Source organism: Streptomyces sp. NPDC039430, from assembly GCF_055639435.1.
This window is the reverse complement of sequence record NZ_JBVKAK010000010.1, coordinates 194413-208817: the sequence shown is the minus strand read 5'-3', so window position 1 is coordinate 208817 and position 14405 is coordinate 194413. Positions and strand designations below refer to the sequence as shown.

16 protein-coding genes and 2 pseudogenes are annotated in these 14405 nt (G+C 69.9%); 10 read left to right on the top strand and 8 right to left on the bottom strand.

Features of this window, described 5'->3' with window-relative positions:
• The first annotated feature begins 5 nt into the window (after positions 1-5).
• Entirely contained in the window at positions 6-1598 is a 1593-nt protein-coding gene (locus ACZ7LS_RS25430) for a PTS transporter subunit EIIC (RefSeq protein ID WP_385135055.1), read from the top strand.
• Here the strand turns inward: ACZ7LS_RS25430 and ACZ7LS_RS25425 are convergent.
• Both ACZ7LS_RS25425 and ACZ7LS_RS25420 read right to left on the bottom strand, forming a co-directional pair.
• Positions 1515-2465 carry a GlxA family transcriptional regulator gene (locus ACZ7LS_RS25425; protein ID WP_385135054.1) on the bottom strand — a complete coding sequence of 317 codons (951 nt, stop codon included), beginning with the start codon at positions 2463-2465 and terminating at the stop codon, positions 1515-1517. The genes ACZ7LS_RS25430 and ACZ7LS_RS25425 overlap by 84 nt on opposite strands.
• A 9-nt stretch (positions 2466-2474) precedes the next feature.
• Positions 2475-3095 (bottom strand): TetR/AcrR family transcriptional regulator, encoded by a 621-nt coding sequence (locus ACZ7LS_RS25420; RefSeq protein ID WP_382530377.1) that lies wholly within the window; start codon positions 3093-3095, stop codon positions 2475-2477.
• A gap of 102 nt (positions 3096-3197) precedes the next feature.
• Between ACZ7LS_RS25420 and ACZ7LS_RS25415 the strand changes: the two genes are divergently transcribed.
• Positions 3198-4094 carry a nitroreductase gene (locus ACZ7LS_RS25415; protein ID WP_469449398.1) on the top strand — a complete coding sequence of 299 codons (897 nt, stop codon included), beginning with the start codon at positions 3198-3200 and terminating at the stop codon, positions 4092-4094.
• Entirely contained in the window at positions 4091-4558 is a 468-nt protein-coding gene (locus tag ACZ7LS_RS25410; RefSeq protein WP_382530379.1) for a hypothetical protein, read from the top strand. The genes ACZ7LS_RS25415 and ACZ7LS_RS25410 overlap by 4 nt, the downstream gene beginning before the upstream one ends.
• 22 nt (positions 4559-4580) lie before the next feature.
• On the opposite strand, the gene ACZ7LS_RS25405 is transcribed toward ACZ7LS_RS25410, so the two are convergent.
• A complete protein-coding gene (locus ACZ7LS_RS25405) occupies positions 4581-4997 on the bottom strand; it encodes an amidase (RefSeq protein ID WP_385135052.1) in 417 nt (138 codons plus the stop codon).
• A gap of 110 nt (positions 4998-5107) precedes the next feature.
• Between ACZ7LS_RS25405 and ACZ7LS_RS25400 the strand changes: the two are divergent.
• The 6 genes and pseudogenes from ACZ7LS_RS25400 to ACZ7LS_RS25375 form a co-directional block, all read left to right on the top strand.
• Positions 5108-5479, top strand: a pseudogene (locus ACZ7LS_RS25400) (helix-turn-helix domain-containing protein); the annotation flags it as partial.
• 80 nt (positions 5480-5559) lie between these two features.
• Positions 5560-5778, top strand: a pseudogene (locus ACZ7LS_RS25395) (DUF397 domain-containing protein); the annotation flags it as partial.
• Positions 5761-6018: a DUF397 domain-containing protein gene (locus ACZ7LS_RS25390; protein ID WP_385135065.1), complete on the top strand. Its 258-nt coding sequence runs from the start codon at positions 5761-5763 to the stop codon at positions 6016-6018. The pseudogene ACZ7LS_RS25395 and the gene ACZ7LS_RS25390, both read left to right, overlap by 18 nt.
• 53 nt (positions 6019-6071) lie before the next feature.
• On the top strand, positions 6072-6764 hold the full coding sequence (locus ACZ7LS_RS25385) for an alpha/beta fold hydrolase (RefSeq protein WP_385135050.1): 693 nt from the start codon (positions 6072-6074) through the stop codon (positions 6762-6764).
• Between the two features lie 37 nt (positions 6765-6801).
• Positions 6802-7167, top strand: a complete 366-nt coding sequence (locus tag ACZ7LS_RS25380) for an iron chaperone (RefSeq protein WP_382666800.1) — start codon at positions 6802-6804, stop codon at positions 7165-7167.
• 10 nt (positions 7168-7177) lie between these two features.
• The gene (locus ACZ7LS_RS25375; RefSeq protein WP_385135048.1) at positions 7178-8026 is read left to right on the top strand and encodes a hypothetical protein; all 849 of its coding nucleotides are present in this window, start codon (positions 7178-7180) and stop codon (positions 8024-8026) included.
• Here ACZ7LS_RS25375 and ACZ7LS_RS25370 read toward each other — a convergent pair.
• The 4 genes from ACZ7LS_RS25370 to ACZ7LS_RS25355 form a co-directional block, all read right to left on the bottom strand.
• Positions 8008-9384, bottom strand: coding sequence for an FG-GAP repeat protein (locus ACZ7LS_RS25370; RefSeq protein WP_385135047.1), 1377 nt, complete (start codon positions 9382-9384; stop codon positions 8008-8010). The two genes, ACZ7LS_RS25375 and ACZ7LS_RS25370, sit on opposite strands and share 19 nt — an antisense overlap.
• A 241-nt stretch (positions 9385-9625) precedes the next feature.
• A complete protein-coding gene (locus ACZ7LS_RS25365; protein WP_385135045.1) occupies positions 9626-10075 on the bottom strand; it encodes a hypothetical protein in 450 nt (149 codons plus the stop codon).
• Positions 10072-10686: an RNA polymerase sigma factor gene (locus tag ACZ7LS_RS25360; RefSeq protein ID WP_382666811.1), complete on the bottom strand. Its 615-nt coding sequence runs from the start codon at positions 10684-10686 to the stop codon at positions 10072-10074. The genes ACZ7LS_RS25365 and ACZ7LS_RS25360 overlap by 4 nt, the downstream gene beginning before the upstream one ends.
• Before the next feature lie 75 nt (positions 10687-10761).
• Positions 10762-11196 (bottom strand): hypothetical protein, encoded by a 435-nt coding sequence (locus ACZ7LS_RS25355; RefSeq protein WP_385135044.1) that lies wholly within the window; start codon positions 11194-11196, stop codon positions 10762-10764.
• 646 nt (positions 11197-11842) lie between these two features.
• On the opposite strand from ACZ7LS_RS25355, the gene ACZ7LS_RS25350 reads away from it, so the two are divergent.
• Positions 11843-12442 carry a Uma2 family endonuclease gene (locus tag ACZ7LS_RS25350; protein WP_382667203.1) on the top strand — a complete coding sequence of 200 codons (600 nt, stop codon included), beginning with the start codon at positions 11843-11845 and terminating at the stop codon, positions 12440-12442.
• A 94-nt stretch (positions 12443-12536) separates the two neighbouring features.
• On the opposite strand, the gene groL is transcribed toward ACZ7LS_RS25350, so the two are convergent.
• Positions 12537-14162 carry a chaperonin GroEL gene (groL, locus tag ACZ7LS_RS25345; RefSeq protein ID WP_129767105.1) on the bottom strand — a complete coding sequence of 542 codons (1626 nt, stop codon included), beginning with the start codon at positions 14160-14162 and terminating at the stop codon, positions 12537-12539.
• Between the last annotated feature and the right edge of the window lie 243 nt (positions 14163-14405).

Below are 14405 nucleotides of genomic sequence, written 5' to 3'. Positions count from 1 at the left end.
GCACCATGGCACCAGCAGACACGCCCGAACCCTCCGAGCCCTCCGGAACCTCCGGAGCCTCCGGAACCGACCGGAACCGCGCCACGGCCGAGGCGATCCTCCCGCTCGTCGGAGGCGCCGCGAACGTCGCGTCCGTCGCCCACTGCATGACCCGGCTCCGCCTCGGCCTGCATGACCGTTCCCTCGTCCAGGACGAAGCGCTCAAGGCGCTCCCCGTCGTGCTGGGCGTGGTCGACGACGAGACGTACCAGATCGTCCTGGGCCCGGGGACAGTGGCGCGCGTGACGCCGGAGTTCGAGCGCCTGGTGGAAGCCGGCCCCGCGCCTCGGGCGGCGCCCCCCACCGCGGCCGGGCTGGCCGAACGCGGAGCGGCCATCAAGGCGGCGCGGAAAGCCAGGAACGCCACGCCCGTCAAGCTCTTCCTCCGCCGCATCGCCAACATCTTCGTCCCGCTCATCCCGGCGCTCATCGGCTGCGGCATCATCGCGGGCCTCAACGGCCTTCTCACGAACCTCCACTGGCTCCCCGCCCTCGTCCCCGCGCTCGCCGCCCTCGCGTCGGGCTTCATGTCGCTGATCGCGGTCTTCGTCGGCTACAACACGGCGAAGGAGTTCGGCGGTACGCCCATTCTGGGCGGCGCGGTCGCCGCGATCATCGTCTTCCCCGGCGTCGCCTCCGTCGACGCGTTCGGCCGGCAGCTCGCCCCGGGCCAGGGCGGCGTGCTCGGCGCGCTGGGCGCGGCGGTGCTCGCGGTGTACGTCGAGAAGTGGTGCAGGCGGGTGGTCCCGGCGGCGCTCGACGTCCTCGTCACCCCGACCCTGACCGTCCTCGTCTCCGGTCTGGTCACGCTGTACGGCCTGATGTACGTCGCCGGCGCGGTCTCCACGGCCATCGGCGACTTCGCCAACTGGCTGCTGGCGAACGGCGGGGCGGGCGCCGGCTTCGTCCTCGGCGGCCTCTTCCTCCCCCTGGTCATGCTGGGGCTGCACCAGGCCCTGATCCCGATCCACACCACCCTGATCGAACAGCAGGGCTACACCGTCCTCCTCCCCATCCTCGCCATGGCGGGCGCGGGCCAGGTCGGAGCGGCGGCGGCGGTCTACGTCCGGCTCCCCCGCAACGGCTCGATCCGCCGCACCATCAGGTCCGCCCTCCCGGCCGGTTTCCTGGGCGTCGGCGAACCGCTCATCTACGGCGTCTCCCTCCCCCTCGGCCGCCCCTTCATCACGGCCTGCGTCGGCGGCGCCTTCGGCGGCGGCTTCGTGGGCCTCTTCAACCAGCTCGGCGCGGCGGTCGGTTCGACGGCGATCGGCCCGTCCGGCTGGGCTCTGTTCCCGCTGCTGGACGGCAACGAGGGCCTGGGCGAGATGGTCGTGGTGTACGGGGGCGGGCTGCTGGTCGGCTATGCCGTGGGCTTTGTCGCCACGTACTACTTCGGCTTCACGAAGACGATGCTGACAGACCTCAACGCACAAGCGGAGACGGCTTTGTCGACGGAGCCCTCAGCCGTGCCCTCAGCCGTGCCGGAAAGCGGCCCGGTACCCATGCGGACTGGTGCCGACGACACGCTTGAACCGGTCGCGGAAGGCCGTGGGTGACCCGAAGCCCACCTGGGTCGCGATGCGGTCGACCGGGTGCGTGGTCGCCTCCAGCAGGTACTGGGCCTGCCGGATACGGGCCCGGTGCAGCCACTGCAACGGAGTCGTCCCCGTCTGCTCCCGGAACCGCCGGTTGAGGGTGCGCGTACTGGTCGCCGCCCGCGCGGCGATGTCCTTGAGGGTCAGCTCGCGCCCCGCGTTCTCCTCCATCCACCGCAGAAGGGGCTCCATCATGGCCCCGGCGGGCACCGGAGGCTGCTCAAGGACGATGAACTGCGCCTGACCGCCCTCCCGTTCCAGCGGCATGACCGACAGCCGCGCCGCGTCGGCGGCGACAGCCGAGCCGTAGTCCTTACGGATCATGTGCAGGCACAGATCGAGCGCGGCGGCGGCCCCGGCCGAGGTGAGGAACTGGCCGTTGTCGACGTACAGCACGTCCGGGTCGACGGTGACGGCCGGATGGTTCGCGGCCAGCAGCGGGGCGGCCGCCCAGTGGGTGGTGGCGCGCAGCCCGTCGAGCAGCCCGGTGGCGGCGAGGATGAAGGCGCCGCTGCACACGGACGCGATACGGATGCCGCGGGCGGCGGCGGCCCGCAGCGCGTCGAGTACGGCCGGGGGCACCGGGGCGGCCGGGTCGTCCGTACCGGGCAGGATGATCGTGTGGGCCTCGGCGAGCACGTCGAGACCGTACGGCGCCCGGATCGTGAACGGCCCCGCGTCGATCTCGGTCCCGGCCGCCGCCGCGCAGACCACGACCCGGTAGGCCGCGCCGCCGCCGGGGAGCCGGGTACGGGAGAGGACCTCGATCGGTGAGGACAGGTCGAAGGGGATGACCCGGTCGAGCGCCAGTACGGCCACGGTGTGCATGCCCACAGGCTAAGGGGCTGCCCCGCCGCGTCGGTCCGTACCCGGCAGGGCCTGTCCGAGGAGGACCTCCGCCGCCGCCCGCGCGTGCCGTCCGTAGTCCGCGTCGCACAGCACCATGGCGCGGCTGGCCGCCCCGTCCGCGAGGATGGCCAGCTGTTCGGCGAGCGCGACCGGTTCGCGGCAGCCCAGCTCTGTCAGCGAGGCGGCGATCAGTTCCACCATGCGCAGTTTCTGTTCGCGGGCGTAGGAATGCACCGCGCTGTCCGGGTCGGGGAACTCCACGGCGGCATCGATGAACGGACACCCGCGCACCGGAGCCGTGTCCGCCTGCGGCGACGGGTCGAACAGCTGGAGGATCCGATCTCGCGGCGGGATGTCCTCGCGGGTCAGCACGCTTTCCAGGGTGGCGCCCGACGTGACGAGGCTCTGCAAGTGGGCGATGACCAGATCGTTCTTGGTCCGGAAATGCGCGTACAGCGTCCGCTTGGACACCGGCGCTTCCTCCGCGACCTGTTCCATGCCGGTCGCGTTGATCCCCTGGGTCGCGAACAGCTGAGCGGCGGCGGCCAGAACGCGCTCCCGGCCGCCACGCCCTCGTCGCTGAGATGCCGTAGCCGTCGTCGTACTCATACGGGAAGTATACGCACGCGTTTACTTCGAGCGGAGAGCCCTGTTAAGGTCACCCACGCAAGTAAACGATCCCGTTTACATGAGCTGTCACGAAGGAGTCCCATGGACAGGTCGATTCGAGTGGACAGGTCGATTCGAGCGATTCCCACTGAGCTGAGCGGCCTCGCGGAGAAGCTGATACGCGGCCGCCACGCGACCCGCGCGTTCCGTCCGGAGGCCGTTCCCGAGGACACGATGCGCGCGATCTTCTCGCTGGCCGGCGCCGCGCCGTCCAGCTCCAATACCCAGCCGTGGCGGGTGGAGGTGGTGAGCGGCGCGGCGCGCGACCGTCTGGTGGATGCCTTGCGGACGTCCCACGCCGAGAGGCGAACCTCGGTGGACGTCCCGTATTCCGAGGAGATGTACTCGCAGGCGCACCGGGCACGCCGGGCGGCGTTCGGCGCCGAGCTGTACGGAGCGCTCGGCATCGGCCATGACGATCACGCGGCACGCACGGCCTACGACGCGGAGAGCCTGGGCTTCTACGGTGCGCCACACGCCGCGTTCCTGTTCGTCGACGGTGACGGTGATGGCGACGGCGGGGCACGGCTGGCCGCGGATGTCGGCTCCTACATGCAGACGCTGCTCCTGGCCATGACCGGGTACGGCGTGGGCAGCTGCCCGCAGGGGCTGCTGGGCTTCTACGCCGACACCGTCCGCTCCGAACTCGGCGTCACTGGCGGAAGACTGCTCGTGGGCATCTCCTTCGGCTACGCCGACGAGACCGCGCCGGTGAACCGGCTCACGACCGAGCGGGCTCCGCTTGAGTCGACCACGACGTTCCACGACCAGGGACCCCGCACGGCCGCACGGTCACGGGGCTGGCGATGGCGAGAATCCGGTGGCACCTGGCAATCGAGCCACTACTACGGCCGTGAGCAGCGCCTTAGCGTCTGCGTGAGCACCACCATGCCCCGCCGAAGCCGAAGCCGAAGCCCAGAGAGCGAATCCCCGCCGTGACGAAGTTCCTGCTCGCCGTTCATGTCCTCGCCGCGATCGTCGCGATCGGGCCGGTCACCGTCGCCGCCAGCATGTTCCCCCCGTACGCGAGGCGGGCGATGGCAGCGCCCGAGGATCCCCGGGCGCTGTCGTCGGTACAGCTGCTGCACCGCATCTGCCGCGTCTACGCGGTGGTGGGCCTCGCCGTGCCGGTCTTCGGCTTCGCCACGGGCAGCGCGATGGGCGTCCTCGGAGACGCCTGGCTGATCGTCTCGATCATCCTGACCGGACTCGCGGCCGTCACGCTCATGGTGCTGGTACTGCCGCGCCAGGAGGCGATAGTGACGGACCTCGAAGAGACCACGGGAACGTCGACCACCAGGATGACCGCGCGTCTGGGCATGCACACGGGGATCTTCAACCTCCTGTGGGCGACGGTCACGGTCCTGATGATCATCCGCCCCGGCTCCACGACGGGCGCGTGAACGTCCAGCAGGTCATGGTCGTTCAACCCACCGCCGCCATACGCAGGAACCGCACCAGGTCGTCCACGCTGTACCCGAGCAGCGGCCCGCGCTCGGCGGCCATCAGCAGCAACTGCCCCACCACCTCCGCGCCCCGGCCGTCGGTCCCGTCGGAGGCCCACTCCCAGAGCTCCTCGATCCCGAGATCGGTCATGAGCAGGCCGTGTTCGGCCCTGATCTCCGCGCACAGCGGCGCCACCGCGTCGAGCAGGGTCGCACCCCGGCGCACGCAGCGCAGACTGAAGTACGCCTCGAATCGCACCACCGTGCATCCCTCCGGTGGGCGGGCCTTGAGCCCGTCGTAACGGGGGTCGTCGAAGTCCGGGGAACTGTCGGCTGAGCAGTGCACGAGGCTGAACCGGTGCGTGACGGCATCTCTTGTGTCCTGGGCACGAAGCAACGCAACTCTCCACTGTGTGTGACTGATCGGGCTACACAGAGTGGCCGACAGTCGCTAGCGTGAACAGAGGAAGCAGCACAACACCGACATCTGTCTCACCGGGAGCACCTGTGCCTGGACCCAAGCCACTTGACCCGTCGTCATCACCCCGCGCCATGCTCGGCGCCGAGCTACGACATCAGCGCGACGAAGCGGACATGTCCCAGGAAGAGCTGGGCAGGCCGATCTTCGTCAGCGGATCGCTCATCGGCCAGATCGAGGCGGGTACGCGCCGAATGCAGCCGGAATACGCGATTCACTTCGATGAGGTCTTCAAGACGGACGGCTTCTTCCTGCGGAATTGCGAGGCGCTGAAGAAGTCGAAGTATCCGGATCACTTCGCGGAAGCGGCGGAGGCCGAGGCGATCGCGACGATGATCAAGGAGTACGCGCCGCAGCTGATCCCTGGGCTATTGCAGACGGAGGCGTACGCGCGGGCGGTGTCTACGATCTGGTGGGGCCAGCGCACTCTCACCGGAAAAGTCCTTGGCCCTGATCGAATCGGCGGCGGAGGATTACGAACATGCAGAGCAGCAGCCATGAGTACGACCTGAGCGGTGTGTCCTGGCACAAGTCCAGCTACAGCGGTGGCGACGGCGGAAACTGCCTCGAAGTGGGCACCTGGCAGAAGTCGACGTACAGCGACGGCAGCGGCGGCAACTGCCTGGAGATCGGCACCTCCTGGCGCAAGTCGACCCACAGCGGAGGCGACGGCGGCGACTGCGTGGAAGTAGGCAGTGTCTGGCGCACGTCCACCCACAGCGACGGCAGCGGCGGCGACTGCGTCGAAGTAGGCGGGATCTGGCGCAAGTCAACGCACAGTGGAGGCAGCGGCGGAAGCTGTGTCGAGGTGGCCGACGGTCACCCCGACATCGTCCCCGTCCGCGACTCCAAGTTCCCCGACCGCCCGGCGCTCGTCTTCCGTACGGCGTCCTGGTCCACCTTCCTCTCCGACATCAAGGCCGACAGCAACGCCGGCTGACCGGCGGAGTGGCCTGACGCGGGCTGTCGGACCACTCCACTAAGTTGCCGCCCATGACTGACTTCGTACTGGTGGCAGGCGCATGGCTCGGTTCCTGGGCATGGGACGAGGTGGTGCCGGAGCTGCGCGCGGCGGGCCACGGCGCCCATGCGTTGACGCTGTCCGGTCTCGCCGAGAAGCAGGGCGTACCGGCCGGACAGCAGACGCACGTCCGGGACATCGTCAACGCGGTCGAGCGGAACGATCTGCGGGATGTCGTCCTCGTCGGGCACAGCTATTCGGGCATCCCGGTCGGCCAGGCCGCCGAGTTGATCGGTGAGCGGCTGACGCGCGTCGTCTTCGTGGACTCCAGCGTTCCGGCGGACGGCGAGTCATTCGTCTCCGACTGGCCGGACGGCCGGGCGGCGGTGGAGGCGGCGATCGCCGAGACCGGTGGTTTCTGGCCCCCGCTGCCCGCGCCCGACTACGCCGGTCAGGGCCTGACCGACGCGCAGATCACCCGGATCGTCACCGGCTCGACGCCCCACCCGGGCGCCTCCCTGACCGAGCCCGCCAAGCTGCGCCGCCCGCTCGGCGAGCTTCCGGCGACGTACGTCAAGTGCCTGCTCGACGGCGCCGAGCCGAGCCCCCGCGTTGCGGAGCTGCTGACCAGCGACCGCTGGCGGCTGGTCGAGCTGGACACCGGTCACTGGCCGATGTTCTCCGCGCCCCGCGAACTGGCCCGCATCCTTCTCGGACGTATGTGAGGTCCCGGCCACTGCCCGTGTCACTTACGCTCGGACCATGGTGCAGAGCCAGGCGGAAGATGTGGACGGCTACCTTGCCGAGGTTCCCGAGGAACGCAAGGAGGCTCTGACCCGGCTGCGTGAGCTGTGCCGTGCGGAGCTGCGGGGATTCACCGAGGTGATGGCGTACGGGATGCCCGCCTACGAGCGGAACGGCACGGGGGAGATCGCCTTCGCGAGCCAGAAGCGGTACATCTCCGTCTATGTGCTGCGCGGCGACGTCCGCGATTCCTTCGCGGACCGGCTGGCGGGCCATGACATGGGCAAGGGCTGCCTGCGCTTCCGAAAGCCGGAGAAGATCGACTTCGAGCTTCTCCGGGATCTGCTGCGGGCCACGGCGGCCGGGCCGGGCAAGGTCTGCTGAGCCGGCGGCCTTGAGCACTCGCGCGGACTACCTGGCACCGACCATGATTCTGGGCGTCCATGGCGTCCTCGACCTGAAGCCATGGATCCGCCGGGCCCATCAGGACCACAGCTTCGGAGAGGACATGTACAGCCTCGTCGTGAAGCGCACGGTCGCCTACGGGCTGAGTTCGTTCCATGCGGGCGGGCCGGAGGGCGAGCGGTGGGGGCACAACGACGCGGGCGGGGACTGGACCCAGGACGGAGAGATCCGTCAACTGGCCTGGCTCCAGGTCGCCGTCAGCGAGGAGCTTCCCGGACAGCGGCTGCCGGTCCAGCCCGCGGCGACGGTCCTCCGCGACGTCCTGACCCGCCTCGGCCGCTTCCGCCTGACGGGCCTGCACACCCTGGCGCCGCTCCATCTGGCCCCCGACGGCCGGGCCGATCTCGCCGACGCGGCGGCCTGGTTCGCCCTCACGGACCCGGCCCTGGCCCCGGGCGCGTCGGTCGACCTCACCGTGTCCGTATGGGCCGCCGGAACAGCCGCTCTGCCCGCCCGCGCGGCCGACCTCCTCGCCGCGGCCCGGCAGCGTACGTACGACGCGATGACGATCCGGCCCGCACCCCCCGAGGACGCCATGACCACCGCGAGGGAGGGTCTGGCCCTCCCCCTGGCGGGAGAGGTCCAGACGGACGGAATGCGCCCCGGACCGGCGTTCCGCTGCCGCGTCCGTGAGTGGTCACTCGACGTGGCCTCATGGACGACGGAGATCTTCGTGGACGCCCTGAGGTCCACGGGAACGACCGCCCCGGCACTGATCACGGTGTCGGCCCGGGAACGCACTCAACAGGAAGAACCCACTCAGCCGGCTATGCGGTAGCCGAAGTTGCCGCCACTGGTCGGGCCCCCGAGGGTGCCCAGGTGGAAGCTGGTGGAACCGGTGCCCGTGACGCCGGTGGAGCCGGTCGGGAACCTCCAGACCCGGCCCTTGTAGCCGTCCTCGCCGTTGCCGCCGACGTAGACCTCGGGGCTGCCGTCCTTGTCGGAGTCGAGCACGGCCGCCGCCGCGCCGAAGTGGTCGTTGTTCTCGGACGTGCTCGGGACGCTCTTGGAGTTCTGGGTGAACGTCACGGCGCCCGTGGTGGTGATGCCCGTGGCGCTGCCGCGCAGCACGGTGAACGCACCCGACTGCGAGGTGGTCGCCGGGTCGGAGGCGGTCTCGTAGGAGGCGCCGATGATCACGTCGTCGTAGCCGTCCTGGTCGGTGTCCCCCATGGCCACCGCCGACCCGAACTTGTCGCCCGCCTCTTCGGTCCCCGGCACGCCCGTGCTGGCCTGGCTGTAGGAGCGGTGCTTCACGGTGTCGCTCAGACCGTTCGGACCGCCGTAGATCACATAGACCTTGTTCTGGTCCGCGTGACCGGTGACCAGGTCCTGGTAGCCGTCCTTGTTCAGATCGCCGAAGGCCGACGGGTAGGAGGTGTCGTACCAGTGAAGCCCGCTGAACGTGCCGCCCTTGACCAGCCCGGTGGCCGTGCCCTTGAGCACCATGGCGCCCGGCTTGCCGTTCCCGAGCACGACACCGCCGCCCACGACGACATCGTCGACGCCGTCACCCGTCAGGTCCCCCACGTAGACGGCGGAGGTCGACTGCTTGTCGAGCTTCCCGGTGTTGCGGAACCAGGCCCCGGCCGACGTGCCCGTGGTCCGGTCGATCGGGCCCAGCCGGACGGAAAGGCCGTAGGTCAGGCCGTCGTGTCCGCGGGTGACGAAGTCGTCCACCCCGTCACCGTTGACGTCCCCCACGCCGACGGTGCCGCCGAGCAGCGCCGTAGGCGCGGCGGAGGTCTTTCCGACCGGAATGGTCGTGCCCGCGCCGGTGATGCCGTCCGCGCTCCCCCACAGCACCATGAACCGCTCGGCCCAGTTGAGCACCAGGTCGTCGTACCCGTCACCGTCCAGATCCCCGAACGAACCGACTTCCCGCCACTTCCCGTCGTCCACCGGGTCCCCGGGAACTCCGGGCGTGGCCTGGCTGATGATCGAGGCGCTGCTGAGCTTCAGCCCCGCTGCCGACCCGTAGGCGACGGTGACCACTCCGGCCCGCTTGACGGCCCCCACCGTCGCGGTGTGGGCCCCGGTGGCGAAGTCCGGATACCCGTCGCCGTTGAAGTCGGCGTCCTTTCCGCCCGCGGCTTTCTGCCCCGCGGTCTTTCCCCCCACAACCTTTTCCCCCACAGCCTTTTCCTTCACAGCCACCGGCGCGGCGCCGGCGACCGGCGCCACGGCGGTGACACCGAGCACGGCGGCTGCGCAGACGGCAGCCACGGTGAGCGCTCTTTCGCGCATCAGAACCCCCCAAGGTTCCTGCGGGCGGCCCGAACGGCCGCCCCAAAAGATCGAATACGCGTGTGATCCTACGGGCCGCCTCTGACAATGGCTCTGCCCTTTTTGCCGTCTGCGCTCAGGGCGCCCGCGCTCACGGCCGGCCCGTCGGCGGAACACCTTGCCCGCCCGGTATCGGCCCCTCTTCGCTCGGTACGGATCCCTGCTCGTCCGGTGCGGATCCGCGCTCGTCCGGTGGGGCCCCCTGCCCGCCCGGTGCGGAGCCCTGTTCGCCCGGCCGGACCTCGACCTCCGGTGTGGCCGCCGATGGTTCGGTGATGCCCGGGGTGCGGGCGGGCGGCACCGGAGCCGGTTCGCTCGGGCCGCCGGGCAGCAGCGCCGTCAGGTAGATGGCCACCACGGCGGCGGCCACACCGAGCCCGGCGAGAGCGACCCCGCGCACCTGGCGTACGCTCCAGCCGCGGCCCTGCGGGGGTGCCTCGGGACGCAGGTCGCGGTGTGTGACGAGCGCGGCGCGCGCGGCCAGCGCGGCGCGCAGCCGGTCCTCGGTCGCGAGTCGGCGGTCGTCGGCGTCCTGCTTCATCGGACCACCTTCAGCTTCTTCTCCAGCGCGTCCAGGGCGCGGCTCGCGGTGGACTTCACGGTGCCACGCGACAGGCCGAGCGTCTTCGCGATCTGCGCTTCGGTCAGCTCCGACCAGTAGCGCAGCACCAGCACCTCGCGCTGCCGCCGGGTCAACTGGGCGAGTGCGTCGAGGACTTGACGGTGTTCCTCGGCGAGCAGCAGCCCCTCGTCCACGGGCGGTCCGTAGCCCGCATGGGGCGGGGTGTGGCCGCGGGCGGTGCGACGTCTGCGCAGTACGGAGCGGGCCGCGTTGACCACGGCGGTGTGCAGATAGGCCGCCGGGTCCTGGAGCCCGTCGAGCGAGGTGCCGTGGTGACGGCAGACCGCGGCGAAGGCGTCCTGGACGACGTCCTCGGCGGTGTGCAGATCGTCCACCAGGAAGAGCGCGAGCCGCACCATGTCGAGTCGCCGCGCCCGGTACAGCTCGGCCAGGGTGGGCCGTGGCTCGTCGTGGTGCGGTGTACCGAGAGCCCGCGGGTGACGCCCCCGCGTCGGCATGTCCTCCGTCGGGGACATGCGGGCGAGCAGGCGGGACCACCAGGGCGGCGGTGCGGGGATGGCGTACTGCATGGACCTCGTTCCGTTGCGGGAGGGGCGGGCGGCCCGGGGGTTGGCCGGCCCGCCCTTTGGCGCTGCCCCCGCGGCTTACTTCACGGAAGCAGGCCGGCCCTCGGAGACGACCTTCGGCGCCTTGCCCTCAGCGGCGGGCACGCTCTCGGCGGCAGCCTCCGGCGCCACGCCCTCGGCGACGGCCTTGGGCGCCACGGACTTCGGCGCCCTGGCCTCACCACCCGGCTTGCCCTCGGCGACAACCTCCGGCGCGACGGCCTTCGGCGCCTTGACCTCACCCGCCGGCTCACCCTTGGGGGCAGCCTCCGGCGCGACGGACTTCGGCGCCTTGGCCTCACCGGCCGACGTGCCGCCGTCGACGACGTCCGGCGCGACCGGGGACGGCTTCTTCTCGGCGGAGTCGGCGACGGCCTGCGTGGCGAAACCGGCACCCAGCAGCAGCGCGGCACCGATGGCGGCGCCCATGCCCCGGCGAAGGGAACGGCGGTTCGGCTTGGCGTGCGAAGACATGAGTTTCTCCCGAACTGTACGACTACACGGTCTGGAACATCAGCTGAAGGGCGCCTTCAACCCACCAGACGTGCGACACCCCCCGAGGTTGCGCCCGCCTCCGAAAAACTTCCTCACGGCCCGGGGCTCAAGCCTCAGGATCCGAGCCCTCTTTCCAAGGAATGGAAGGCGGGTCTCTCCCCACCCACCCTCCCCGCCTGGGGGGTTGACTTTTCGTGACCGGCTTGCCACGCAGGGTCGCGACGCTTTAGCGTGCCGCGCAGAGCACAAAACGGGCCCCCGCCGATGCTTGCGACATCTGGCGAGGGCCTAACCAACAAGATCGACACCCAAAGAAAAGCGATCTCAACAGGCCCGCGGCGCCGACGCCTTCGCGCACCTGCCGCCGCGCGAGGCCGCCGTCGCCGCGTTCATCGACCGGCTGCCCGAGGGCACGGACATCTCGGTGAAGGCCCTCGCCAAGGTGCTCCCGGGGCGAGCCCGTCCCCGTACGCCCTCCCGGCCCGCTCCCGCCCACCACGGTCCACGCCCTGGCGGCCCAGGCCCGCGCGGCGGCGACCCGCCCACCCGAAAGGACCCGTACATGACCATCCAGTCGATCCGCCGCCATAAAACCGGGGCACCATGGAGGGGAGGAGGCGACACCATGACCCCCAGCCCCAGTTCCAGCCCCTGCGCCGAGGTGCGGCCGCAGATGTCCGTCGAGGACTTCGAGGAGCTTGCTCGCAAGGCTCCCGAGACGGTGCTGCTCGAATTCATCAACGGAAAGCTAGAGGTCAAACCGTTGCCGGACCAGCTTCACGGGGCCATTGCCATGTGGTTGCTGAGGCAGTGCATGCAGCAACGTCCCGAACTCGCGCTGTACCCGGAGCAAGGTCTCAAGGTCGAGACCTACCGCAACGGCCGCGCCCGCGCGGACGGCGCCCTCGCACCGCTCGACCACTTCGTGGGCCAGGATGGTGAGTGGGCCGACCCCGACGGCGTACTGATGACAGTCGAAGTGACGTCGCACGACCACGACACGGACCGCCGCGACCGCATCGAGAAGCGCGACGGCTACGCGGCGGCGGACATCCCCGTCTATCTCCTCATCGACCGCGACGCGGAAGAACTGGTCCTTTACGCCGATCCGCGGAAGGGCAAATACCAGACGCGCACCTCACACTCTTACGGCTCCACGGTCAAACTCCCCGCCCCCGTCGGCATCACCCTGGAAACCGAGAAGCTCAAGGACTACACCCGCTGACGAAGCCTCACGGAAACGCCCGAGGGCGGCACCCCCGCGAAGGGGTACCGCCCTCGGTCACTTCAGACCATGGACCAGGTCCGAGCCGTCAGGCTCAGAAGTCCATGTCACCGCCCGGCATACCGCCGCCGGCCGGGGCCGCGCCGGCCTTCTCCGGCTTGTCGGCGATGACAGCCTCGGTGGTGAGGAACAGCGCCGCGATGGAGGCGGCGTTCTGCAGGGCAGAGCGCGTCACCTTCGCGGGGTCGATGATGCCCTCGGCGATCATGTCGACGTACTCGCCGGTCGCGGCGTTCAGGCCGTGACCGATCGGGAGGTTGCGGACCTTCTCCACAACGACGCCGCCCTCAAGACCACCGTTGACGGCGATCTGCTTGAGCGGGGCCTCCAGCGCGAGCTTGACGGCCTGCGCGCCGGTCGCCTCGTCGCCCGTCAGCTCAAGCTTCTCGAAGACCGAGGAAGCCTGGAGCAGAGCCACGCCACCACCGGCGACGATGCCCTCCTCGACGGCGGCCTTGGCGTTGCGCACCGCGTCCTCGATGCGGTGCTTGCGCTCCTTGAGCTCGACCTCGGTCGCGGCGCCGGCCTTGATGACGGCCACGCCGCCGGCCAGCTTCGCGAGGCGCTCCTGGAGCTTCTCGCGGTCGTAGTCCGAGTCGCTGTTCTCGATCTCGGCACGGATCTGGTTGACCCGGCCGGCGACCTGGTCGCTGTCACCGGCACCGTCGACGATGGTGGTCTCGTCCTTGGTGATGACGACCTTGCGGGCGCGGCCCAGCAGGTCCAGGCCGGCGTTCTCCAGCTTGAGGCCGACCTCCTCGGAGATGACCGTGCCGCCGGTGAGGATGGCGATGTCGTTGAGCATGGCCTTGCGGCGGTCACCGAAGCCCGGGGCCTTGACGGCGACGGACTTGAAGGTGCCACGGATCTTGTTGACGACCAGGGTCGACAGCGCCTCGCCCTCGACGTCCTCCGCGATGATCAGCAGGGGCTTGCCCGACTGCATGACCTTCTCCAGCAGCGGAAGGAGGTCCTTCACGTTGCCGATCTTGGAGTTGACGATCAGGAGGTACGGGTCGTCCAGGGACGCCTCCATACGCTCCATGTCGGTGGCGAAGTACGCCGAGATGTAGCCCTTGTCGAAGCGCATGCCCTCGGTGAGCTCAAGCTCAAGACCGAAGGTCTGCGACTCCTCGACGGTGATGACGCCTTCCTTGCCGACCTTGTCCATGGCCTCGGCGATCAGCTCGCCGATCTGGGTGTCAGCGGCGGAGATGGAGGCGGTCGAAGCGATCTGCTCCTTGGTCTCCACGTCCTTGGCCTGCTCCAGCAGGGCACCGGAGACGGCCTCGACGGCCTTCTCGATACCGCGCTTGAGGGCCATCGGGTTGGCGCCGGCGGCCACGTTGCGCAGGCCCTCGCGGACCAGCGCCTGGGCGAGCACCGTGGCGGTGGTCGTACCGTCACCGGCGACGTCGTCCGTCTTCTTGGCGACTTCCTTGACCAGCTCGGCGCCGATCTTCTCGTACGGGTCCTCGAGCTCGATCTCCTTGGCGATGGACACACCATCGTTGGTGATCGTGGGGGCGCCCCACTTCTTCTCGAGGACGACGTTCCGGCCCTTGGGGCCAAGGGTGACCTTGACGGCGTCGGCGAGCTGGTTCATCCCGCGCTCGAGACCGCGCCGTGCCTCCTCGTCGAACGCGATGATCTTGGCCATGTGAAGTGGTCCTCCCGGACATGGGGTGGATTGCTCCGGACCGTGGCTGGCGCCCGCGACGGACGGCCTGAGAGCCGTGCGGTTCCTTGCCCCACCGGCTCTTCGGGCCTCACCGACCCGGTCCTTAAGTTGTCACTCTCACTTGCAGAGTGCTAACGCCAATGATTAGCACTCGACCCCCGAGAGTGCAAGCTCCCATGGTCTCCGCCACCCGGTGCCCGCGCCGCTCCAGGACATGGGAAG

Excerpts from the sequence above, each read along its gene's own strand:
- ACZ7LS_RS25365 (WP_385135045.1), bottom strand. The coding sequence starts at position 10,075 with ATGAAGCAGGACGCCGACGACCGCCGACTCGCGACCGAGGACCGGCTG.
- ACZ7LS_RS25420 (WP_382530377.1), bottom strand. The coding sequence starts at position 3,095 with ATGAGTACGACGACGGCTACGGCATCTCAGCGACGAGGGCGTGGCGGC.
- ACZ7LS_RS25380 (WP_382666800.1), top strand. The coding sequence starts at position 6,802 with ATGGTGCAGAGCCAGGCGGAAGATGTGGACGGCTACCTTGCCGAGGTT.
- ACZ7LS_RS25355 (WP_385135044.1), bottom strand. The coding sequence starts at position 11,196 with ATGTCTTCGCACGCCAAGCCGAACCGCCGTTCCCTTCGCCGGGGCATG.
- ACZ7LS_RS25415 (WP_469449398.1), top strand. The coding sequence starts at position 3,198 with ATGGACAGGTCGATTCGAGTGGACAGGTCGATTCGAGCGATTCCCACT.
- ACZ7LS_RS25425 (WP_385135054.1), bottom strand. The coding sequence starts at position 2,465 with ATGCACACCGTGGCCGTACTGGCGCTCGACCGGGTCATCCCCTTCGAC.
- ACZ7LS_RS25385 (WP_385135050.1), top strand. The coding sequence starts at position 6,072 with ATGACTGACTTCGTACTGGTGGCAGGCGCATGGCTCGGTTCCTGGGCA.
- groL (WP_129767105.1), bottom strand. The coding sequence starts at position 14,162 with ATGGCCAAGATCATCGCGTTCGACGAGGAGGCACGGCGCGGTCTCGAG.
- ACZ7LS_RS25430 (WP_385135055.1), top strand. The coding sequence starts at position 6 with ATGGCACCAGCAGACACGCCCGAACCCTCCGAGCCCTCCGGAACCTCC.
- ACZ7LS_RS25360 (WP_382666811.1), bottom strand. The coding sequence starts at position 10,686 with ATGCAGTACGCCATCCCCGCACCGCCGCCCTGGTGGTCCCGCCTGCTC.
- ACZ7LS_RS25350 (WP_382667203.1), top strand. The coding sequence starts at position 11,843 with ATGACCCCCAGCCCCAGTTCCAGCCCCTGCGCCGAGGTGCGGCCGCAG.